The sequence below is a fragment of the Salinigranum rubrum genome (genome assembly GCF_002906575.1).
GTDB classification, from domain to species: Archaea; Halobacteriota; Halobacteria; order Halobacteriales; family Haloferacaceae; genus Salinigranum; species Salinigranum rubrum.
Genome location: NZ_CP026309.1, coordinates 1,815,618 through 1,835,709, shown reverse-complemented (window position 1 = coordinate 1,835,709; position 20,092 = coordinate 1,815,618). Strand labels below are relative to the sequence as shown.

20 protein-coding genes are annotated in these 20,092 nt (G+C 69.0%); 7 read left to right on the top strand and 13 right to left on the bottom strand.

All coding sequences use genetic code 11. The features are described from left to right. Positions 1 to 21: 21 nt before the first annotated feature. The 3 genes from C2R22_RS09070 to C2R22_RS09060 all read right to left on the bottom strand — a co-directional run bounded on the left by C2R22_RS09070 (position 22) and on the right by C2R22_RS09060 (position 3,047). Positions 22 to 555, bottom strand: coding sequence for an MOSC domain-containing protein (locus tag C2R22_RS09070; protein ID WP_103425469.1), 534 nt, complete (start codon positions 553 to 555; stop codon positions 22 to 24). Between the two features lie 80 nt (positions 556 to 635). Then, the gene (locus C2R22_RS09065; RefSeq protein WP_103425468.1) at positions 636 to 2,318 is read right to left on the bottom strand and encodes a histidine kinase N-terminal 7TM domain-containing protein; all 1,683 of its coding nucleotides are present in this window, start codon (positions 2,316 to 2,318) and stop codon (positions 636 to 638) included. A gap of 96 nt (positions 2,319 to 2,414) precedes the next feature. Beyond that, positions 2,415 to 3,047 (bottom strand): rubrerythrin family protein, encoded by a 633-nt coding sequence (locus C2R22_RS09060; RefSeq protein WP_103425467.1) that lies wholly within the window; start codon positions 3,045 to 3,047, stop codon positions 2,415 to 2,417. A gap of 130 nt (positions 3,048 to 3,177) precedes the next feature. On the opposite strand from C2R22_RS09060, the gene C2R22_RS09055 reads away from it, so the two are divergent. Next, positions 3,178 to 4,353, top strand: a complete 1,176-nt coding sequence (locus C2R22_RS09055) for an MBL fold metallo-hydrolase (RefSeq protein ID WP_103425466.1) — start codon at positions 3,178 to 3,180, stop codon at positions 4,351 to 4,353. A gap of 57 nt (positions 4,354 to 4,410) precedes the next feature. Here C2R22_RS09055 and C2R22_RS09050 read toward each other — a convergent pair whose 3' ends face one another. Together C2R22_RS09050 and C2R22_RS09045 are read right to left on the bottom strand one after the other, a co-directional pair. Then, positions 4,411 to 4,740, bottom strand: coding sequence for a 2Fe-2S iron-sulfur cluster-binding protein (locus C2R22_RS09050; protein WP_103425465.1), 330 nt, complete (start codon positions 4,738 to 4,740; stop codon positions 4,411 to 4,413). A 33-nt stretch (positions 4,741 to 4,773) separates the two neighbouring features. Next, positions 4,774 to 5,253, bottom strand: a complete 480-nt coding sequence (locus C2R22_RS09045) for a universal stress protein (protein WP_103425464.1) — start codon at positions 5,251 to 5,253, stop codon at positions 4,774 to 4,776. Between the two features lie 116 nt (positions 5,254 to 5,369). Here C2R22_RS09045 and C2R22_RS09040 point away from each other — a divergent pair, with 116 nt between their 5' ends. After that, on the top strand, positions 5,370 to 6,956 hold the full coding sequence (locus tag C2R22_RS09040; RefSeq protein WP_103425463.1) for a flippase activity-associated protein Agl23: 1,587 nt from the start codon (positions 5,370 to 5,372) through the stop codon (positions 6,954 to 6,956). 21 nt (positions 6,957 to 6,977) lie between these two features. On the opposite strand, the gene C2R22_RS09035 is transcribed toward C2R22_RS09040, so the two are convergent. Then, a complete protein-coding gene (locus C2R22_RS09035; RefSeq protein WP_103425462.1) occupies positions 6,978 to 7,931 on the bottom strand; it encodes a transcription initiation factor IIB in 954 nt (317 codons plus the stop codon). Between the two features lie 443 nt (positions 7,932 to 8,374). On the opposite strand from C2R22_RS09035, the gene C2R22_RS09030 reads away from it, so the two are divergent. Further along, entirely contained in the window at positions 8,375 to 9,013 is a 639-nt protein-coding gene (locus C2R22_RS09030) for an METTL5 family protein (RefSeq protein ID WP_103425461.1), read from the top strand. On the opposite strand, the gene C2R22_RS09025 is transcribed toward C2R22_RS09030, so the two are convergent. From C2R22_RS09025 to C2R22_RS09015, 3 genes are all read right to left on the bottom strand, one after another. Further along, positions 9,010 to 10,680: a rhomboid family intramembrane serine protease gene (locus C2R22_RS09025; protein WP_103425460.1), complete on the bottom strand. Its 1,671-nt coding sequence runs from the start codon at positions 10,678 to 10,680 to the stop codon at positions 9,010 to 9,012. The genes C2R22_RS09030 and C2R22_RS09025 overlap by 4 nt on opposite strands. A 72-nt stretch (positions 10,681 to 10,752) precedes the next feature. After that, positions 10,753 to 11,031 (bottom strand): UPF0058 family protein, encoded by a 279-nt coding sequence (locus C2R22_RS09020; protein ID WP_103425459.1) that lies wholly within the window; start codon positions 11,029 to 11,031, stop codon positions 10,753 to 10,755. 146 nt (positions 11,032 to 11,177) lie between these two features. Further along, a complete protein-coding gene (locus C2R22_RS09015; protein WP_103425458.1) occupies positions 11,178 to 11,387 on the bottom strand; it encodes a ribbon-helix-helix domain-containing protein in 210 nt (69 codons plus the stop codon). A 138-nt stretch (positions 11,388 to 11,525) separates the two neighbouring features. Between C2R22_RS09015 and C2R22_RS09010 the strand changes: the two genes are divergently transcribed. Both C2R22_RS09010 and C2R22_RS09005 read left to right on the top strand, forming a co-directional pair. Then, a complete protein-coding gene (locus C2R22_RS09010; protein WP_103425457.1) occupies positions 11,526 to 12,116 on the top strand; it encodes a sulfite oxidase-like oxidoreductase in 591 nt (196 codons plus the stop codon). A gap of 59 nt (positions 12,117 to 12,175) precedes the next feature. Further along, positions 12,176 to 13,510: an isochorismate synthase gene (locus tag C2R22_RS09005; protein ID WP_103425456.1), complete on the top strand. Its 1,335-nt coding sequence runs from the start codon at positions 12,176 to 12,178 to the stop codon at positions 13,508 to 13,510. Between the two features lie 119 nt (positions 13,511 to 13,629). On the opposite strand, the gene C2R22_RS09000 is transcribed toward C2R22_RS09005, so the two are convergent. After that, positions 13,630 to 14,139, bottom strand: coding sequence for an HTH domain-containing protein (locus tag C2R22_RS09000; RefSeq protein WP_103425455.1), 510 nt, complete (start codon positions 14,137 to 14,139; stop codon positions 13,630 to 13,632). Between the two features lie 134 nt (positions 14,140 to 14,273). Here C2R22_RS09000 and menD point away from each other — a divergent pair, with 134 nt between their 5' ends. Continuing rightward, positions 14,274 to 16,031, top strand: a complete 1,758-nt coding sequence (gene menD / locus C2R22_RS08995; RefSeq protein ID WP_103425454.1) for a 2-succinyl-5-enolpyruvyl-6-hydroxy-3-cyclohexene-1-carboxylic-acid synthase — start codon at positions 14,274 to 14,276, stop codon at positions 16,029 to 16,031. A 343-nt stretch (positions 16,032 to 16,374) separates the two neighbouring features. On the opposite strand, the gene C2R22_RS25860 is transcribed toward menD, so the two are convergent. Next, positions 16,375 to 16,626, bottom strand: coding sequence for a cupin domain-containing protein (locus C2R22_RS25860; protein ID WP_216824816.1), 252 nt, complete (start codon positions 16,624 to 16,626; stop codon positions 16,375 to 16,377). Positions 16,627 to 16,800: 174 nt separating this feature from the next. Then, positions 16,801 to 17,754, bottom strand: a complete 954-nt coding sequence (locus tag C2R22_RS08985) for a nucleoside hydrolase (RefSeq protein ID WP_103427624.1) — start codon at positions 17,752 to 17,754, stop codon at positions 16,801 to 16,803. Between the two features lie 133 nt (positions 17,755 to 17,887). On the opposite strand from C2R22_RS08985, the gene C2R22_RS08980 reads away from it, so the two are divergent. Next, positions 17,888 to 18,817, top strand: coding sequence for a PfkB family carbohydrate kinase (locus C2R22_RS08980; RefSeq protein ID WP_103425453.1), 930 nt, complete (start codon positions 17,888 to 17,890; stop codon positions 18,815 to 18,817). Positions 18,818 to 18,990: 173 nt separating this feature from the next. Here the strand turns inward: C2R22_RS08980 and C2R22_RS08975 are convergent, their stop codons facing one another. Next, a complete protein-coding gene (locus C2R22_RS08975; protein WP_103425452.1) occupies positions 18,991 to 19,839 on the bottom strand; it encodes a hypothetical protein in 849 nt (282 codons plus the stop codon). Positions 19,840 to 20,092: the final 253 nt, after the last annotated feature.

Genomic DNA, 20,092 nt, shown 5'->3' with positions numbered 1-20,092 from the left:
CGGCGAGTCACAGCGCGGTGTTCACTCCCGCTCTCGTTCCCCCGACCGGCCGCCACGAAGCCGTGCGGCGATGTCGCGGCCGACGTCACGCGGCGACGCCTCCACGACGGTGATGTCGTCGCCCACCCGGACCGTCCCCGGTTCGACGACGTCCGCGCAGACGCCGCCGCGACCCTCCTTCAGCGCGCGAGCGACCCCCGCTTCGCCGGCGACGCGTTCGACGTGCGCACACGGCGGCCGCGGACGAGTGCCGCGAAAGACCGCGTTGCCGACGCGGAACGTCGTTTCGAGGAGGTCGTGGACGTCGACGCCGCGCGTGACGACGTTCCGCCGGTGTCGGCCGTCGGTGAGGTCGATGTCGAGCGTCTCTCGAATCTCGTCGAGCGCCTCCCCCGAGACGAACGTCACCTCACAGACGTCGAACGGGGCGTAGTGACCGGTCCCGAGGAGGTAGCGGTCACCGTCGATTCCGCCGTCGACGACGTCGACGGCCTCGTGTGACTGCATCGGCTCGCCGTCCGCCGGTGCGGTGAAGAGCGCTTCGACGTGTCCCATGGGTAGTCGAGGCGGCGCGTGGAGAAATCGGTTCGGGAACGGGTGAGCGGGCAGGACGAAAGAGAAAGAGAGAGAGAGAGTCAGGCGACCTGTCGTTCGGCGTCCGATCCGTCCGCCGACAGTCGGACGTCGACGCCCGAGACGACGATGCGGATGCCCTCGGTGTAGGCGGTGTCGATGGTCGCCTCCCAGCCGTGGGTGCGCGCGAGCGTCCGGAGGTTCGGGAGCAACATCCCGGAGGCGGCGTCCGGGACGGAGACGCCGTAGGCGAAGAAGTCCTCGGGGTCCGCGTCCCCGATGGGCTTGCCGTCGTCGGTGATAGTGAAGCCGTCCTCGCGGAGGGTGACGTCGACGACGGTCGCGCCGTTGTGCCGAGCGAACGCGAACGCGCTCTCGAAGAGGCCGTGGGTCCGACCGGCGTCGGCGTCGATGCTCCCCTCGGTACGGAGCGTCAGCGAGAGGCCGTCGGTCTCGACCCCGTCCCACGCCCCCTGTGCGACGGTACTCACGTCGACGCAGTCCGTGCTGTCGAGCGTCTGTCCCTGTCTGGCGAGTCTCGCGAGGTCGTCGACGATGCCCGACATGCGGTCGGCCGTCTTCGAGGCCGTCCGGAGCGACTCGCGGGCGGTCCGCACGTCGCCGTCTTGGAGCGCCTCGCCGGCGATGGTCACGCGCCCGCTGACGATCTGGAGCGTGTTGAGCAGTTCGTGTCTGATGGCCGCGGCGAACCCCTCTAGCTGTTCGTTCTGCCGGTCGAGTTCGCGCCGCTGGCGCTCCGTCCGGGTCACGTCGGTGAACACGACGATGCGGCCGATGTCGGTCTGTCCCAGCGTGAACGAGGTGTCGCTCACGAGGTAGTGTCGTTGCTCGCCCCCGTGCGTCACGTCGAGCACGTTCTCCTCCGAGTCGAGCCGCCCGGCGACGTCCGGGAGGGTCGTCGAGAGCGCCGTGCCGACCGACCCCGAGAGGGCGGGGAACAGTGCGCGTGCCCGCTCGTTGAACTGGCGGATTCGGCCCTCGCTGTCGAGGTAGACGACCGGGTCGTCGACGCCGTCGGTAAGCTGGACGGCCAGGAACTGCTCTTCGAAGACGTAGAGCACGCCGACGGCGAAGACGGCCACGCCGAGCGGTTCGTAGTTCATGTCGAGGAGGGCCGGGGTCGTGAATCCCAGAATATCGAACAGCACCGGGAGGCCCGTGAGCCCCGCGACGACGCCCAGCGACCGCGTGTCGTAGTCGGCTTCGAGGAACAGTTCGTAGAGCATGAAGAAGCCGACGGAGACGAGCGCGTACGAGAGCCCCGTGATGACCCAGTGGAACGTCCCGTGCATGACCGTCAGGTGCGGGAACGGCCGGGTCACGAACGCCGTCGTGAAGTACAGACCGTGAATCGGGTTCGTCACCTTCACCGCGACGATAGCGAGGTAGACGGCGACGGCGACACGTCGGTAGGTCGGGTTCGTGTGGAACGACCGTCCGGTGTACGCGGAGCAGAAGTAGAGCCACGCGCCGACGGTAGTGAGGCCGACGACGAGACTGGCGAGGTAGCTGGCGTACTTGAGACCGGGCGTCGGCGCGACGAGGAAGCCCAGTTCCCAGGCGGCCCAACCGCCGCTGCCGACGAAGAGCGCGACGAGTCCGCGACGCGTCTCGGCGTCTTCGACCTGCCGCGCCCGCACCAGCGCCGCCCCGCAGACGAGCGTCGCCGTCGCGTACGCGAGGACGTACCCCAAGAACAGCACCGAAACGCCGAAGAGTTCCATTATGTTCGGCGAAAGCGAGAGTCGTATTTAATTATGTCTCCCCAGACTTTACGTTTGAGAATCGGGCAGAGGCTCGTGGTTCGACCGGACAACGGCTCAGCAGATGTCCTTGACGCCCAGCCCCATCTCCGTCAGGGAGTCGGCGTAGTCGTCGTACGCCACCTGTATCACGTACTCGGCGACCATCTCGGCGCGCTCCCAGTCGTCTTCGTCCTCGCACAGTTCGTCGAGGAGAGCGACCCCGTCGTCGATCACCGCGGTGGTCTCGGCTTTCAGGTCGCGGAAGAGGTCGGCGCCCGCCTCCTCGGCCTCGTTGACGAAGAAGCCGATGATCTGGTTGTGCGCGCGGACGCTGACCAGCGGCCGGCCGACCATCCCGCTCGCGACCCGCTCGACGGTGTCCTCGCGGCCGCGGAGATACGCGTGCATCGGACCGCCGTCGGCGAGGTCGACCGCCTCGTCGAGGGCGGCGAGCACGCGGTCGAGGTGGGTGTCCTCCTGCTCGGCGACGGCCTCGAACGCCTCCCGTGCGGCCGGGTTGGACTCGTCGGCCGCCCAGGCTCGGAACGTCTCCCGCGCGGCGTGTTCGGAGTGCGCGGCGACTTCGAGGACGCGGGACCGCTCGATCCGTGCGCCCGTCAGCGCGATGAGCAACTTCGAAGAGCCGAGTCGGTCGAGTTCCGTCCGCTTCGATTCTGCCACCGACTCGCGGAACGTGTCGCCGTCCATACCGGTGTATGGGCGGCTACCCGGTTCAACGTTTTCGGCCCGAAGGCCGACTCCGTCCTCGTCCCGCCGTCTCCTCGTCCCACACCTTCCCGTCCGCCCTCTTTTGTCGCTCGCCCACCTACTCGGAGGTATGAGCGAGTACCCACAGGCGTCGGACGACGCCGACGTCGAGGCGGTCTCACCCGCCGAACTGGCCGCCCGCCTCCGCGCGGGCGACGCCGTCTCCGTCCTCGACGTGCGGAACCGCGCCGAGGCCGACGAGTGGCCGCTGTCGGGCGAGACGATCACCACGTTTCACGTTCCGTACTATCGGTTCGTCGAGGCGAGCGTGAACGACTCGGTCGCCGAACTCGCCGAGGAGGTCCGCGACGCGCTCGACGAACCGGTGCTCGTCATCTGCGGCCGCGGCGAGGCCAGCGCGTTCGTCGCCGAACAACTCGTCGCGGCGGGGGTCGAGGCCGCGAACCTCGCGGAGGGGATGCGCGGGTGGGCCCGCGTCTACCACGCCGTCGACCTCGAACCCGTCGACGGCGTGACGGTCCGACAGTACCAGCGCCCCTCCTCCGGTTGTCTGGCCTATCTGGTGGTCTCGGGGGAGGAGGCGCTCGTCGTCGACCCGCTCCGGGCGTTCGCCGACCGCTACGTCGAGGACGCCCGCGAACTCGGCGCCGAACTGGTCGCCGCCGTCGACACGCACGTCCACGCCGACCACGTCAGCGGCGTTCGTACCCTCCGCGACCGGGTCGGAGCCGAGGTGCTGCTCCCGGCGGGCGCGACGGAGCGCGGTCTCGACTTCGACGCGTCGCTCCTGCGCGCCGGCGACACCCTCTCCGTGGGCGAGGCGACCCTCGACGCCGTCGCGCTCCCCGGCCACACGACCGAACAACTCGGCCTCCGGCTCGACGAGATGCTGATGGGCGGGGACACCGTCTTCCTGGAGAGCGTCGCCCGCCCGGACCTCGAACACGGCGACGAGGGCGCGCCCGAGGCGGCACGGCGACTCTTCGACACCCTCTCGTCGGTCGACGACGGCACGCTCGTCGCTCCCGCGCACTTCTCGACCGCGCGACCGGACGACTCCGGCGCGTACGCGGCGCGGATGGGCGACCTCCGCGAGCGATTGGGAGCGCTCTCTCTCGACCGCGAGACGTTCGTCGAGTACGTCCTCGACGAGATGCCGCCGCGTCCCGCCAACTACGAGGAGATAATCGCCGTCAACCTCGGCCTCGACGCGGTGGGCGACGAGGAGTCGTTCGAACTGGAACTGGGTCCCAACAACTGTGCGGCGACGGTCGACGCGGACTGAACGTCGGTGCGATAGCTCCCGCGCGAGGAAACGTCCGGCGGGAAGCCCCGTCGAGGCTCAGTCGTCGGCGACGGCGTCAGTGTCGGCCGCCGTCCCGTCGATTTCGATGCTCGGCGGGTACGAGCCGCGGTCGAGTTTGAGATCCGACTGGGGACGGGCCATGCAGGTGAGCGCGTACGACTCGCGCTCCTCGTCGGTGAGCGCGTGCGCCGCGGGCTGTGTCACCTCGCCCTCGAGAACCTCGGCCGAACAGGCGAGACACATGCCGACCCGGCAGGAGTACTCCTGTGCGATGCCGGCGTCGATGCAGGCGCGGAGGATGGTCTGTTTGTCGGAGACGGTGATGGTCTCACCGGTCCCGACGAACTCGACGGTGTACTCGGTCATACCGCCGGCTTCGCGTGACCGGCGCAAAACTCTTTATACACTCGCGTCGGCCTCCTCTTCACCATCGTCCGCGTCCTCTCTTTCGTCGTCGGCCGCGCGAACCGTGAGCACGGGGACCTGCGAGGTGCGGACGGTCCGCTCCGTCACGCTGCCGAGGAGGAAGCGCTCGATGCCCTGTCTCCCGTGGGTGCCCATCACCACGAGGTCGATGTCGTTCTCGTCGACGTAGCTGCGGATGCTGCGGTGGACGGTCCCGACGACGACTGCCGTCTGTACGTCGATTCCCGCGCCCGCGCACCGGTCGGCGACGTCGTCGACCGCCGCCTGGCCCTCCGACTCCAGCGCCGTGATGACCGCGTCGACGCCAGCCTCGAGCGAGGAGTACAGCGCGGCGTCGATGACGTACAGCGCGTGGACGGTCGCGTCGAACGCCGTCGCGAGTTCGATGGCGTGTTCGACTGCCCGGTCGCCCGCATCGCTGCCGTCGGTCGGAACGAGGATGGCGTCGTACATACGCGACGTATCAACCCGTCCGGACTTATCTGTGGTGCCCGCTCCCGGCAGGTGGGAACGACCGCGACGCGGCCGGAATCGAAACGTTTCTGCCACCCGCGTCGGCACCGAGAGCCATGTCGCGCGCCGACTCCCGCCTCGTCGCCGCCGTCGTCGCGTGTTCGCTTGTCGGTCTCGCCCTCCGACTCGTCGCGCTCGGCGAGCGGCCGTTCCACTGGGACGAGGCCCGCGTCGGCGTCTGGGCCCTCCGTTTCGCCCGGACGGGCGCGTTCGAGTACCGCCCGGTCGCCGGCGGGCCGCTCCCGTACCACCTCGCCCGCGCCTCGCTCGCGCTCTTCTCCCCGAGCGACCTGAGCGCGCGCCTCCCCGTCGCGCTCGTCGGCGGCCTCCTCCCCCTCTCGGCGCTCGGCCTGCGGACGCGCCTCTCGGACCGCGAAACCGCGCTGCTCGCGGCGTTCCTCGCGCTCTCGCCGCCGCTCGTCTACTACGGGCGCGTCCTTCGCGGCGACCTGCTGCTGGCGGCCGCGGCGTTCGTCGCCTGCGTCTCCGTCGTCCGCGTGGTCGATACGAACGGACCGGCGAGACGACGGTTCGCGTACGTCGCCGTCCTCGCAGCGGCGGCCGCCCTCGCCGCCTCGGGATTCGTCGTCGCCACCGTCGCCTGCGTCGTCGCCGCGGGGAGCGTCGTCCTCGACGCCCGCCGACTCTCGTTCGACGCGCTCGTCTCGACTCCGGCGCGACTTCGTGCCCGGTCGACGCTCCTCGCCCGCCTGTTCCTCGTCGGCGTCGCCGCAGTGGTCTTCCTCTTCGCCCCGCGCGGGGGGAGCGTGAGCCTCTGGAACCCCCTCTCGCTCCCCGGGGTACTGGGGTTCGTCTTCGTCGAAGCGCCCGGTCGGTTCTTCGCCGTCCGTGTCGCCTCCCGTTCCGCCGACGGCGTGGGCCACGCGCTGCTCCCGTTCGTCGTCTCCCTCGGACGGACACTCCTCGCGGCGGCACCGGTAACGCTCCTCTGTGGGCTCGTCGGGTTCTTCCACGAGCGCTACGCGGGGTCGGACCGCCCGGCCGTCGCGCTCTTCGCCGTGTGGGCCGGGGCTGGATTGCTCCTGTTTCCGGCCGTCGCCGAAGTCGACGCGCCTTGGACGGCCGTCCACGTCGTCGTGCCGCTGGCGGTTCCCGCCGCCGTCGGCCTCGCCCGCGGCGTCGACGTCGTGCAGGCTGCCGTCGCGCGAGAGGACGCCGCCGTCGTCGCCAGCGCGCTCCTCGTCGCCAGCGCGGGCGTCGCCGGCGTCGGTGCCGTCTTCGCCGACGACGTGTACGGGTCGCCGACGCCCGAGAGCGCCCTCGCGGGATACGCCCAGCCAGCCGACGGCCTCGACCCGTTCGCGGCGAACCTGTCGGGAGGAAAGACGGTGCTGTACTACGGTGACCGCGTTCACACCCGCGACTGGAACGAGGCCGACGGCCCGCCCGTTCCCGAGTCGTGGGGGACGCGCCTCCCGCTCCCGTGGTACGTCGCGCGCGAGGGCGCGTCGTCGACGAGTCTCCCGTCGGGTGCGCCGCTCCCCGCGGAGCCACCGGCGGTCGTCGTGACGGTGCCCGAGGAGAGAGAGCGACTCGGCTCCGAACTCACGGGATACGAAGCGAGCGGCTACCGACTCGCGCTGTGGAACCGAGAAGTCGTGGTGTTCGTCAGGCGGTCGTGAGCAGGTGGGGACGACCGACGTTCAGCGGAAGCCCATCGCTTCGATCTGTTCTTGATACCGGTTCCGAATCGTGACCTCCGTCACCTGCGCGACGTCGGCGACCTCCCGCTGGGTCTTCTTCTCGTTGCAGAGCAGCGAGGCGGCGTAGATGGCCGCCGCCGCGAATCCGGTGGGGGATTTCCCCGAGAGCAGGCCCTGTTCCGCGGAAACGTCGATGATCTCGGTGGCTTTCGCCTGCACTTCTTCCGACAGGTTCAGCGCGCTCGCGAAGCGCGGGACGAACTGCTTGGGGTCGACCGGCTTGAGTTCGAGGCCGAGTTCCTGCGAGATGTACCGATAGGTCCGACCGATCTCCTTCTGGGGGACCCGCGACACCTCGGCGACCTCGTCGAGGGAGCGTGGAATGCCCTCCTGTCGGCACGCCGCGTACAGCGCGCTGGTGGCGACGCCTTCGATACTTCGCCCGCGAATGAGGTCCTCGTTGAGCGCGCGTCGATAGATCACCGAAGCGACCTCGCGTACCGAGCGCGGAACGCCCAACGCGGAGGCCATCCGGTCGATCTCGCTCAGCGCGAACTGGAGGTTGCGCTCGCCGGCGTCCTTCGTCCGAATCCGTTCCTGCCACTTTCGAAGACGGTGCATCTGCGAGCGCTTCTCGGAGGAGAGCGACCGACCGTACGCGTCCTTGTCCTTCCAGTCGATGGTGGTGGTCAGTCCCCGGTCGTGCATCGTCTCGGTGATGGGTGCACCGACGCGTGACTTCGACTGGCGTTCGGAGTGATTGAACGCCCGCCACTCGGGCCCGCGGTCGATCTGCCTCTCGTCCAGAACGAGCCCACAGTCATCACAGACCAACTCGCCCTGGTCGGCGTCCGTGATGATGTTCTCCGAGTCACACTCAGGGCAGACGACTTCCCCGTCTGACTCCTTTTCCGATGCCTGCTCGCGCTGACGCTGCCGACTCGGACGTTCCATTATAAGGTTTGTGGTGAGGGGTAAATTTAAACCTTTGTAACAGATTCCTGATATAGTTCCAGAAGGTTTCCAGAATTCGAGACCCTGCGCGGGCGTGTCGGCGGCGGCGTCGCTGTCGGAAGTGACGCTCCGAGCGGAGTTCGTTCGGCCGTGCCGGACGCGTTATCGGTCGGCGTGCGGGGACGAGCGGGAAGGTGGGGTGGGGACCCCCGACCCCCGGTCGAGGCTCGGTGCGGGACGTGTCTCACCGTTGAGCGGTCCGGCGTCGCCGGGACACGACCGTCCCGGAACCGAGATTACCTCGGCACATACGAGAGATTTTTACCATAACTCGAAGATATTGCACCTATGACGCGGCCCCCGCACCCGACAGGTAGACGCACCGGTCACGAACAGGCCGCTCGGGACGCCCGTCGACCGCCAAATCGGAGGGCGCTCTAGCCGTGGCGACGAAAGCCGCACTCGAAACCCAGCTCGCCGTCGTCGCGGGGTTCGAGAACCCGCGGGTGAGCCTCGAACAGTACCCGACGCCGCCGGAACTCGCGGCGCACGTCGTCCACGTCGCGGACCTCAACGGCGACATCGAGGGGCGGACGGTCCTCGACCTCGGCACGGGGACGGGAATGCTCGCGCTCGGGGCGGCCCTCCGCGGCGCGGCGCGCGTCGTCGGCGTCGACGTCGACCGTGCCGCGCTGTCGACGGCGCGGCAGAACCGGATCCGGGTGGGGACGACCACGCCGGTCCACTGGGTTCAGGCGGACGCGACGCGCTCGCCCATCACCACGACGGAACGGACGACGGTCGTGATGAACCCGCCGTTCGGCGCACAGCGCGGGCACGAACACGCCGACCGAGCCTTTCTGGCGACGGCCGCCGGCGTCGCCGACGTGTCGTACTCCATCCACAACGCCGGGAGCCAGGAGTTCGTCGAGGCGTTCGCCGCCGACAACGGGGGCGAGGTAACCCACGCGTTCGAGGCGACGTTCGACCTCGAACGGCAGTTCGCGTTCCACGAGGAAGAACGAAAGGAACTCCAGACCGAGGTGTACCGAATCGTCTGGAACGCGGGGCGAGAGTCCTAGTCCCGCTGCGCCTGCTGTCCGCGGTAGGTCTCGGGCCTCGCCACCTGGACCCTGGTACCCTCGTAGACGGCCAGGAGTCCCTTCTCCGTCCGCCGGAACTGGACGCCGTCGAGCGTCACCGACTCGTTCACCGGGGGGATGGGCGCGCGGGCCGTCTCGTTCCCCCGGGAGACGCCGACGAGGAACTCGCTCCCCTCGACGGCGACCGAGACGTTCCGGCCGCCGATCACCGGCGAAGCCTCCGCGGGCGGCGCGCGGTAGGCAGTCCGCGTCTCCCCGTCGTACGTCAGGTTGACCAGGTACGTGACGTTGCCACCGGAGACGGTCCACCCACGACGCTCGACGACGACCGTCTCGCGCCAGCCGACGCCGCCGACGCGGACGGCCGTCCGCCCCTCGAACGCGAGCCGTCCCTTGCTCACCGCAGTCGTCCAGATGCCGCGCTCGGGGCTGCGGACGATGACGCCCGAGGTGTTCACGGCGGTGGTCTCGCCGAACGCACTGACGTTCACGGCGGCGACCATCCCGTCGGTGACGTCCTCGGCGTAGGTCACCTGGTAGTCGCGGATCTCGACCGGGTCACCGGGAAGCGGGTCGTCGGAGGTGGTGAAGAGGTTCACCGGGACGGCGGGACCGGCGAGCGCCGAGGCCACGAGCACCATGACGACGACGCCCCACTGCCAGCGGGGGAGCGAGAGGATGCTCGGGTCGCCGCCGTCGCTCACCGCCCGCCGGAACAGCGGCCGGTCCGACCCCGTGACGGTGAGGGCGACGAGCGTCGCGAGCGCGAAGACGAGGACGACGCCCAGCGCGCGGAACAGGACGTACGTCTCGCCCCCGCGGAACCAGTAGACGGCCCAGAGCGACTGCGACACCGCGAAGAGGAGGACGCCGGCCCAGGTTCGGGCGGCCGGCGGACGCTCGTCGCCGCGCCGTCGGAGGAGCCACACCCCGAGCAGGACGCCGACGAGCAGGCCGATAGCGTGACCCTGGATGGCGATTTCGGCCCACCAGGGGGTCGAGAACGTCGGCTGGGCCTTCGCCTCCAGCGTGGGGCTCTGGAGGGTGGCCCGGAGCAGGCCGAGCACCCGACCGGCGACGAGCGCGACGATTGTCACCAGCGGGTAGCGGACGAGCGCGAAGCCGGCGAAGGCGAACACGACGCCCGAGAAGCCGATGACGGGACCGATGGCGAAGACGGATGTGAGAACCGTCACGGCGAACACGACGCCGGGAAACAGCACGAAGGCCCGGACGTACGGGTTGGTCCGCCACGACGAGAACGAGGCGGAACCACGCCTGGTCGGGAAGTGCCCCCACACGTACTCGGCGATGGGAGCGAAGACGATGGTGCCGACCAGGTTCCCGAGGAGGTGGTTCGGCCCGCCGTGGGCGAAGCCGGACGCGAGTATGCCGAGCGGATAGAAGTACGACCACGCCCGGAACGGGATGACGATGGGGGAGTACCAGTAGTCGAGGCCGGCCTGGACGAACAGGTAGAAGCCGAGGACGACGCTCACGACGACGAGCGTCCCCCAGGGAACCCCGGCGACGAACCGCCGTCTCAGGAGCGTCCCCCACCGCCCGTCGGGCCGTTCGACGTACCAGACCGCGGCGAGCGAGACGACGACGGCGACGACGACGACGAACTGTTCGAGGGGAGCCACGGGGGAACGGTGGGCGGTGCGAACTGCACGGCTATGTGTGAGGACTCACGGGAGCAACCGGGTCAGACACGTTCAGAGCTTCGATTCCGCGTCCTCGGCGAGCTCCTCCATCCGCTTGCCGACGCGGCCGGCGCTGGAGAACTCGTCGTCGGACATCGAGGCGGCGAGCGCGCTCCCGAGGACGAAGACGGCGTGTTTGTGCTCCGACTTCGACTTGTGGACGTGAGAGGGCTCGACGCCGAGGTTCTCGTACTCGTCGAAGAGGCCGTCGGGCACCTCCTCGCGCGTCTTGAAGTGGTCCTTGATGATCACGAGTTGCTCGTGGAGTTCGAGCAGTTCGTCCTTGTGCATACCCCGTGATACGGGCGAGTCCCGTTTAAGGATTGTTGGGAACCGTTTGACACGGCCGTAGCCGTGGCTCGCCGCGTCGGCGCCGCGCTCATCTGGTACTGGTGCTACTGCTCCGGCCAGGCCACCGCGCCGCCGGCACTCGCCGCTCAGAACACGTACTCGTCTTCGTGACCCATCATCCCGTCGTCCTGGAACTCCTGGTCGTCCTCCATCGGGCCGCTCGTCTTGTACGCGCGAAGCCCCGTCGAGAGCAACTCCTCGATAGCCTCCTCGCGGTTGACGAACTCGCCCTGCTCGACCATCTGGGCGATCTGCATCTCCAGGTGTTCGGGGACGGTTATCTCTACGTTCGGCATCTGACTGTGCGGGGGTTTGAAGGGACCTTATTTAACTCTGGCGGGGGGTGGCGGACGACGGCGGCGGCGGCCGCCCCGTCGGTCCCCTCACACGGGACGAGTCGGTACGAATAGGTAGCTCACGACCGAGGGGAGGATATGAACGACCTCACCGAACTCTACCGCGAGTACGGCGACGACCGCCTCCCGCCGGGCCAGCGCGAGACGAGCCGATTCCCCGTGCTCTCGAAGTCGGGCACGCCCTCTTGGGACCGCGAGTCGTGGCGCTTCGAGGTGTGGGGCGCCGTCGACGACCCGCTCGACCTCTCGTGGGAGGAGTTCACGGCCCTCCCGACGGAGACACAGGTACAGGACTTCCACTGCGTCACCGGCTGGAGCAAGTTCGACTGCGAGTTCACCGGCGTTCCCTTCTCGACGCTCGCCGAGGAGGCGGGTGTGGACGACGACGCCGTCCACGTCATGTTCCACGCGATGGACGACTACACGACCAACCTCCCTCTCGACGACTGCCTCCGGGAGGGCGTGCTGTTCGTGGTCGAGTACGACGGCGAGCCGTTGCCCCCAGAACACGGCGGGCCGCTCCGGGTCGTCACGCCGCACAAGTACGCGTACAAGGGAGCGAAGTGGGTCTCCGGCGTGGAGTTCCTGACCGCCCCTGAGAGGGGGTACTGGGAGAAACGCGGCTACTCGAACACGGCGAATCCCTGGGAGGAAGAGCGGTACGCCTGAGGTGTGGACAGGGGGTCCGATAGTCAGGTACAAGAGCACGTGGTCCTGAGAGGGGGGCAATGGAACAGCTAGGGACTGGCGAGGTCGAACACCTCGTCAGCCGGACGGTTCGAATCCGAGAGCCGCCGTTCCGGGCCGTCCTCGAGACGGCGACGCGTCCGCGGACGGTCTGGAGCGCTCCGGACGACGCGACCGTCGTCGGAAGCGGTGCCGCGGCGACCGTCACGGCGAACGGGCCCGAGCGGTTCACTCGCGTCCGGGAGGCGGCCGAGGCGCTGTTCGAGACCGGCGACGTCCACGCCGGTACCGAGGCCGCCCGCCCCCGCCTGTTCGGCGGCTTCGCCTTTCACGACGAGGGCGCCGAACGCAGCCCCTGGGAGGCGTTCCCCGACGCCCGGTTCGTCTTCCCTCGCGTTCAGGTGACGTACGCCGACAACGGGACGTGGCTCACGGTCAACGCCGTCGGTCCGGACGCCACCCCCGAAGCCGTCGAGACCCGACTCGACGACGAGCGCGAGCGACTGCGGGGGTTGGCCGACGACCCGATGGGCCCGCGGCCGGGCATCCGCGAGCGAACCCGGACGACCGCGCTCGACGACTGGCGCGAGGGGGTCGAGGCCGCCGTCTCACGCATCCGCGCGGGCGACCTCCGGAAAGTCGTCCTCGCGCAGGCGCTCGAAGTCGACCTCGACGCGCCGCTGTCCCTCTCCGACACGCTCGTCCGACTGGGCGAGAAGTACCCCGACTGTCACCGCTTTCTCGTCGAGCCCGCGGCGGGGGAGGCGACCTTCTTCGGGGCGACGCCCGAGCGACTGGTCTCCGTCCGCGGCCGCACCGTCGAGACGGGCGCGCTCGCGGGGACGACCGGTCGCGGCGAGACGCCCACGGAGGACGAGTGGCTCGCCCGCGAGCTGATGGGGTCGGACAAGAACGTCCACGAACACGACCTGGTCGCCGAAACCATCCGTGACCAGCTCGCCCCCTTCGCCGCGTCGGTCGCGATGGGCGAGCGGGGCGTCCGCAGGCTGGCGACGGTCCAGCACCTCTGGACGCCGATCACCGCCGAACTCGACCGGGATTACCACGTCCTCGACCTGGTCGAGGCGCTCCACCCGACGCCCGCGGTGGGCGGGCTCCCGCCCGAGGACGCGCTGGCGACGATTCGAGAGACGGAGCCGTTCGACCGGGGGTGGTACGCCGCACCCGTCGGCTGGATCGACGCCGCCGGCTACGGCTCGTTCGCCGTCGCGCTCCGGTCGGCCGTCGCCTCACAGTCGAAGGTGACGCTGTTCGCCGGCGTGGGAATCGTCGCCGACTCCGACCCCGACCGCGAGTGGGACGAGGTGCAGTTGAAGTACCGACCCATCCTCGACGAACTCGAAGCGGACGAGTGAGACGGCCCGCCGTCAGTCGGTGCCGGTCGCCGTCCCCGAGGACGGCGACGACCGGAACACAGTGACGACGGGCGTATGGGAGAGCGGACGACCGGCGTATCGAAGAACGGACGACCGGGCTACGGGCTGACCGGTTCGACGCCGGTCGGAGCGTCGGTCTCCCGGTCGCCGTCGGCTCGGCGCTCGAACGCGTCGAGACAGTCGCCGATGGTCACCGTGTTCCCTCCCTCCTGGTGGGGGAACACGCCGACGAGTTCGTCCCCCGACGAGACCGTGAGACACATCATCGGGAGCGTGAGTATCTCGCGGCGGTTCCCGACGAGCGACGAGACGGTCCGGACGTCGAACGCCGGGCGGACGCTCGCGCCCCGCTCGTCGGCCCACCCTTCGAGGCGCTCGAAGGTTCGAATGGCCCCGTCGGGCGCCGCAGCGTCCGAGAGCACTACCTCGCCGGGCCAGGTCTGCACCTCGAACTCGGCGATTGCACCGGTGGCTCGGAGCGAGCCCAGTCGGTCGATGACCGTCGTCCGCGCGCCACACACCGGCGTCCGCGTCCGGAGCGTCATCGACGCGTCGTCGAGTCGCGCTACCGCGTCCAGAACGTCCACGTCCTCGCCCGTTCTCTCCATGGTTCGTGTTATCAATACGCGCATCGATGCAAAAGTGTTAGCTAGTAGACGAAATATGTGTATTATGAACACTAGGGGCGTCGGGGTCGCCGCGAACCCACAGGTGTATTGATTCGCTCTCCCAAGGGACGACGATGACCGCGCCGAACCGGAACACGCTCTGGGCCGAGGCGTTCGTCGACGAACTCGCACGGGGCGGCGTCTCCGCCGTCTGCATCACGCCGGGGAGTCGCTCGACCCCCCTCACGGTCGCGTTCGACCGTCACGAGGACGTCCACGTCTTCTCACACCTCGACGAGCGCTCCTCGGCGTTCTTCGCGCTCGGCCGCGCCCGTCGAACCGGTGAGGTGACGCCGCTCGTCTGTACCTCGGGCACCGCGGCGGCCAACTTCCACCCCGCCGTCATCGAGGCGTCGCAGGCTCGCGTCCCGCTCTTGCTCCTGACCGCGGACCGCCCGCCGGAGATCAGAGACTCGGGCGCGAACCAGACGGTCGACCAGGAGAAACTGTTCGGCTCGTCGACCAGGTGGTACCGCGACGTCGCCGAACCCGAGTCGACGGACCGAAAGCTCCGGTCGCTTCGGACTACTGCTGCTCGCGCCGTGGCGAAGGCGACGGGCGCGCCCGCGGGACCGGTCCACCTCAACTTCCCGTTCCGCAAACCGCTGGAGCCGACACCCGTCGAGGGCGACGTGCCCGACTCGCTCTCGGCGCTCGCGCGCGAGGGGCGCGACGACGACACGCCGTTCGTCCGCACCTCGCCCGGCGTCAGCGAGATAGACGAGACGGAACTCCGGACGCTTTCGAGCGCGCTCGACACCGAACGGGGGCTCATCGTCGCCGGCCCCGCGGACGCCCCGGGCGTCGACGGCGAGTCGGTCGCCGCACTCGCGCACGCGACGAACTTTCCGGTGCTGGCGGACCCGCTCTCGGGACTCCGGTACGGCGGACACGTCCGGACGACGCCCGTGATCGGCGGCTACGACGGCTTCCTCGACGACTCGCTGACGGGCGCGTGGCCCGACCCCGACGTCGTCTTTCGAATCGGGGCGTCGCCCACGTCGAAGCCGCTCCGGAAGTACCTCGCCCGCACGTCGGCGCGGCAGTTCCTCGTCGACCCCGCGGCGGGGTGGCGCGAGGCGGAGTTCGCGGCGTCGGACCTCGTCGTCGCCGACCCCTCGACGCTCGCGTGGCGCCTCGCGCGAACCCTCGGCCGCGGGTCCGGAAGCGAAGAGTGGAAGCAGCGGTGGCTCGACGCCGACGAAGCGCACTTCGAGGCGTTCGACTCCTCCCCCTCGTTCTGCGAGGGCCGACTGCTCGCGACGGTCGCCGCGGAGACGCCGGACCCTTCCACCGTGTTCGTCTCGAACTCGATGCCCGTCCGCGACCTGGACCGATTCGGCGTCCCCCGCCCGAAGTCGCTCACCGCGCTCGGGAACCGCGGCGCGTCGGGTATCGACGGCGTCGTCTCGACGGCGCTCGGTGCGGGCAGTGCGACGACGGACCCGCTCACCCTGGTGACCGGTGACCTCGCGTACTACCACGACATGAACGGTCTGCTCGCGCTGGGGCGGTGCGACGTCGACGCGACCATCGTCGTCGTGAACAACGACGGCGGCGGCATCTTCCACATGCTTCCCATCGCCGACTTCGACCCCCCGTTCACCGAGCAGTTCCTCACGCCGCACGGCCTGGACTTCGCCGCCACCGAGGACGTCTACGACCTCTCCTTTGCCCGGGTCGACGAGGACGGCTTCCGCGACGCCTACGTCGAGTCCGTGGGGAGCGAGGGGACGCAGGTCGTCGAGGTGGTGACCGACGCCGAGGCGAGCCACCGGGTGCGTGACCGCCTGAAAGAGCGCGTCATCGACCGACTTCTCGACGAGGCCTGAAAAGCCCGTTCGCCTCGTGAGAACGACCAAGCCGACACAGACTGCGTGCTGGATGCAGCGGGTGTGTTCAGAGTGGAGTCGGTAACGGTTGCTCGGAACGGGCCACTACATCCGGAGGCCGTGTTCCTCACAGAGCCGTGGGACGCTGTCGAAGTCGACTTCGAACCCATAGCGGTCGTTGATCGCCTGGTATCCCGCCATCTTCTCCTCGTCGGTCGGGTCCAGGGGAAGAGCTCTGCGACCTCCGCGAACAGACCCGCGAAGTTCCCCGGAGCGATTATCTCGACGAACCGGAGCGGTTCGTCACCGGCGTTCCAGAACGTGTGCCAACTGTCCCGACCTTTCACCGCGTACTCCCCGCGGAGACCGTCGAGGTCTCACCGTCGGCGAGGACGGTCATCTCGCCCTCCAGCACGTGGGAAATCTCGTCCTCGCGGCTGTGGCGGTGCAGCGGCGCGGCGAGAGAGTGAGGGGCGAGCGTGTGCTCGACCACCGCGACGTTAGCCTCGTTTTCGTCCGCCGAGACTTCGAGCCTTGCGCCAAGCGGACCGAGTTCGACGTCGTACTTCTCCGTGGGTGTGGTTTGTGAACTCATCACACGATAGACGACGAGAACGCATATTAAATAGAACCCCTGACGCGGGAAGAAGACGCTCTCGGGACGAATTCGGGATCGAACGGACTAGGCTGTCCACGCCTAGAGACACGTCTGTCTAGAGCGGAAGTGACCGGTACGCGAGGGGGTCGAACGGCGTCCGCGTCCCCTGCACTAGAGCGCCGACTCGGGCGCGTCGCCGGCGAGCGTCGCGTGGACCATCTCCCCGAACAGCGTCGAGTCGACCGACTCGACGACCGTCGCGTTCGGTTCTTTGTCCAAGACCCCGTTGACGTCGACGAGGCTGTACCCCCGGGTCATGCCCTCGCGCTCGTCCACGTCGACGTAGTAGCGCGACTCCTCCTCGACGATTTCGGGGGCGACGAGGCGGGCCGCGGCCAGCGAGTCGGGGAGGGTGACGCGGTCGACCCCGCTGCGCTCCTTCGAGAACTCCCGGTGGTGTTCGGTGATGGTCTCGAAGAACTCGCTCGTGGGCGTGTCGAGCGCCGAGACGCGTTCGAAGTCCGCGGGGCCGAAGAACCCGTCCCTGAGGGTGAGGCCCCAGTCGACGAGCGTCACGTCGAGGTCACGAACGACCCGCTTGGCGGCGTCGGGGTCGACCCAGAAGTTGTACTCCGCAGCGGGCGTGTCGTTGCCGAGCGTTCCGACCGCCCCGCCCATGACGACCACCTCGTCGAGAAGCGCGGGAAGTTCGGGTTCGCGCGCGAGCGCGAGCGCGACGTTCGTGAGCGGGCCGATACAGAGGAGCGACACCTCGCCGGGTGCGTCCCGGGCGCGCTCGACGATGACGTCGGCGGCGTGTCCCTCCGCGGACTCGATGCCCGTGTCGGGGAAGAGTTCGCCGCCGAGGCCGCCCTCGCCGTGGACCTGGTCGGCGTGCTCCCAGTCTTTGAGGAGCGGCGACTGTGCGCCCTCGTAGATCGGAACGTCGGTCCGGTCGAGGAGGTCGAGCGTGTACTTCGCGTTCTCGACCTCGTACTCGAACTCCACGTTGCCCGCGACGACCGTCACGGCGTCGACCGTCACGCGCTCGGAGAGGAGCGAGAACACGAGCGCCTGGGTGTCGTCGCCCGCGGTGTCCGTGTCGACGATGACTCGTCGGCTCATACCCTCCATCGCTGGCGAGGAGTGAAAGTGTCTGCGAACGGTTCCCGGCCCTCCCCGCGACCGAATGTCAGCACAGTTGTATTTCTGGCCCGGATTCCCAACTGGCTTTTATTCGAGCTACAGAGAGGTCGCTATGCACGAGGTGGTGAGTCTCGGAAGCGTCAACGTCGATCACGTCGGGTATCTCTCCGACGACGCGGTCGCGGCGCTCGAAGGACGGTACGACTGGCTGCCGGAACCGGGCGAGACGGTTGCCGTCGACGCGGTCCCGGGAGACCTCCGCGACCGACTGACGGAGGTTTCGCTGGGCGGCAAGGGCGCGAACCAGGCCGTCGCGGCCGCGCTCGCGGGCGTCGAGACGGCGTTTCTCGGGTGCGTCGGCGACGACGAGGCCGACTACGGCGTCTGCCGCGGCATCAGTGACCGGGGCGTCGACGTCTCCGAAGTCGCCCGCGTCGACGGCCCGACCGGGTCGGCGTACATCGTCGTCGACGAGTCCGCAGAGAACCGCATCACCATCCTCGCCGGCGCGAACGCCGCGGTCGACCGCGCCTACGTCGAGTCCCGACTGGACGTCGTCGAGAACGCGTCGGTGCTCCTCCTCCAGAACGAGATACCCACTGCGGGCACCCTCTGGCTCCTCGACCGACTCGTCGACGCACCCGACGCCCCGACCGTCGTCGTCGACCCCGCACCGGCGGCGGGCGCCGAGCCGCTCGTCACCCACGAGGCGGTCGACGTGGTCGTCCCGAACGCGACCGAGTTCGCCCACCTCGAACCCGAACTCGCGGCGTTCGCGGGGACGCTCGTCGTCACGCACGGCGGCGACCTCGTCAGCGTCAGCGGACCGGAGTCGTTCGAGGTGGCGCCGCCGGCGGTCGACCCCGTCGACACCACCGGGGCGGGCGACATCTTCACGGGCTACCTCGCGGCCACGCTGTCCACCGGCGGCGATCTCAGAGCCGCGGTCGAGCGCGCGTCGACGGCCGCGGCGCTTTCGACCGAGTCCGAGGGCGTTCAGCCGGCCGTTCCCGACGCGGAGACGGTCGACGCGCGGTGTTGAACGGACCGCGACGAGAGGCCCGTCGCGGGTGTGACAGGCGGTGCGCCTAAGCCGCTCGCCCACCAGGCACCGATATGGCAGAAGCCACCAAGGGACAGAAGCGACTGATGATGGGGCTGTTCGCGTTCGCGGTCGTCATGACGCTTCTCGGTATCGCGGTCATCTGGTTCCTCTCAGGACTGTGAGTCGCCGGGCCTGAACGTCCGCCCCTCCTCGGCGTCGGCGCGCATCCGCCGGAGCGCCGCGGCCGCGTTGCTCGCGTCGTAGCCGAACAGGACGTCCTTCGCGTACGCCTCGGCGACCTCCGTCGCGTGGATGAGGTCGTCGACGTCGACGTTGACGGCGTACAGTTCGACCGAGAGGTCGACGTCGAGGTCTCTCAGTCTCGTTCGAAACCCCTTGGCGATTGTCTCCAGCCAGTAGGTCGTCCCGTAGTGGGTGTCGTAGAGCGGGACGACGAACTCGTCGACGTGGGGCGAGAGGGCGTCGAGGTCGAGGCCGGCCCGCTCGTACAGGTGACCGGGGTAGGGGTCGGGGTAGAGCGTCAGGTACGTCCGCCCGGGAATCCTGGCCGACGCGTCGGAGACGAAGTCGGTGATGACCGACGCGCGCCAGTCGAACCAGTCGTCGTGGTCGCTCTGTTCGAAGAGTCGCTCACACCGCTCACAGTGACAGAACTCCGCGCGCGGGAAGCCGACGTCGTCGAGGCGGACGTCGCTGTTCTCGGCGACGCAGTCGTCGACGATCTCCAGGAGGCCCTCGCGGTAGCGTTCGTTCGTCGGGCAGACGTACGCCCAGTCGAAGTACGTTCTGTCCCTGGTGGCGAGGTTCCCCTCGTCGTCGACGGGGACGAGGTCGGGGTTCTCGTCCGCGGCGGCGTTGTCGCCGAAACAGGAGACCATGTTCACCGCGTTCGGGAGCGGCGCGGCGGCCCGTCCCGTCACGTCTTTGACCTCGTAGAAGCCGAGGTCGAAGTCGTCCCACTCGACCTCCTCCGCGTTCCGCGTCACGACGCCGTACATGGGTCGAGAAGGAGTCGCCGACGGGTAACGGTTTTCGTTCGACCGGCGGGCGACCCGAGGCTCGTCGGGCGGCAAGCGCGAGACTGACGCGTCGCTCCCGGAAGGCGACCCTGAAGAACGGAGGGTGGTCGGCGCGCGGTGCGTTGAGTTCCGGTAATCCGCTCGCGTTACTCGGTCGGGACCTCGACCGTGTCTCCGCCCGAGGAGACGACGAGGTAGACGACTGCGACGAGCGCGACGACGAGGACGAGTT

What these genes read in the sequence shown, in the direction of transcription:
- C2R22_RS09040 (WP_103425463.1), top strand. Translation starts at nt 5,370, where the DNA reads ATGTCGCGCGCCGACTCCCGCCTCGTCGCCGCCGTCGTCGCGTGTTCG.
- C2R22_RS08975 (WP_103425452.1), bottom strand. Translation starts at nt 19,839, where the DNA reads ATGTACGGCGTCGTGACGCGGAACGCGGAGGAGGTCGAGTGGGACGAC.
- C2R22_RS09065 (WP_103425468.1), bottom strand. Translation starts at nt 2,318, where the DNA reads ATGGAACTCTTCGGCGTTTCGGTGCTGTTCTTGGGGTACGTCCTCGCG.
- C2R22_RS09055 (WP_103425466.1), top strand. Translation starts at nt 3,178, where the DNA reads ATGAGCGAGTACCCACAGGCGTCGGACGACGCCGACGTCGAGGCGGTC.
- C2R22_RS09050 (WP_103425465.1), bottom strand. Translation starts at nt 4,740, where the DNA reads ATGACCGAGTACACCGTCGAGTTCGTCGGGACCGGTGAGACCATCACC.
- C2R22_RS08985 (WP_103427624.1), bottom strand. Translation starts at nt 17,754, where the DNA reads ATGAGCCGACGAGTCATCGTCGACACGGACACCGCGGGCGACGACACC.
- C2R22_RS08980 (WP_103425453.1), top strand. Translation starts at nt 17,888, where the DNA reads ATGCACGAGGTGGTGAGTCTCGGAAGCGTCAACGTCGATCACGTCGGG.
- C2R22_RS09070 (WP_103425469.1), bottom strand. Translation starts at nt 555, where the DNA reads ATGGGACACGTCGAAGCGCTCTTCACCGCACCGGCGGACGGCGAGCCG.
- C2R22_RS25860 (WP_216824816.1), bottom strand. Translation starts at nt 16,626, where the DNA reads ATGAGTTCACAAACCACACCCACGGAGAAGTACGACGTCGAACTCGGT.
- C2R22_RS09020 (WP_103425459.1), bottom strand. Translation starts at nt 11,031, where the DNA reads ATGCACAAGGACGAACTGCTCGAACTCCACGAGCAACTCGTGATCATC.
- C2R22_RS09035 (WP_103425462.1), bottom strand. Translation starts at nt 7,931, where the DNA reads ATGGAACGTCCGAGTCGGCAGCGTCAGCGCGAGCAGGCATCGGAAAAG.
- C2R22_RS09005 (WP_103425456.1), top strand. Translation starts at nt 12,176, where the DNA reads ATGGAACAGCTAGGGACTGGCGAGGTCGAACACCTCGTCAGCCGGACG.
- C2R22_RS09010 (WP_103425457.1), top strand. Translation starts at nt 11,526, where the DNA reads ATGAACGACCTCACCGAACTCTACCGCGAGTACGGCGACGACCGCCTC.
- C2R22_RS09060 (WP_103425467.1), bottom strand. Translation starts at nt 3,047, where the DNA reads ATGGACGGCGACACGTTCCGCGAGTCGGTGGCAGAATCGAAGCGGACG.
- C2R22_RS09015 (WP_103425458.1), bottom strand. Translation starts at nt 11,387, where the DNA reads ATGCCGAACGTAGAGATAACCGTCCCCGAACACCTGGAGATGCAGATC.
- C2R22_RS09000 (WP_103425455.1), bottom strand. Translation starts at nt 14,139, where the DNA reads ATGGAGAGAACGGGCGAGGACGTGGACGTTCTGGACGCGGTAGCGCGA.
- C2R22_RS09045 (WP_103425464.1), bottom strand. Translation starts at nt 5,253, where the DNA reads ATGTACGACGCCATCCTCGTTCCGACCGACGGCAGCGATGCGGGCGAC.
- menD (WP_103425454.1), top strand. Translation starts at nt 14,274, where the DNA reads ATGACCGCGCCGAACCGGAACACGCTCTGGGCCGAGGCGTTCGTCGAC.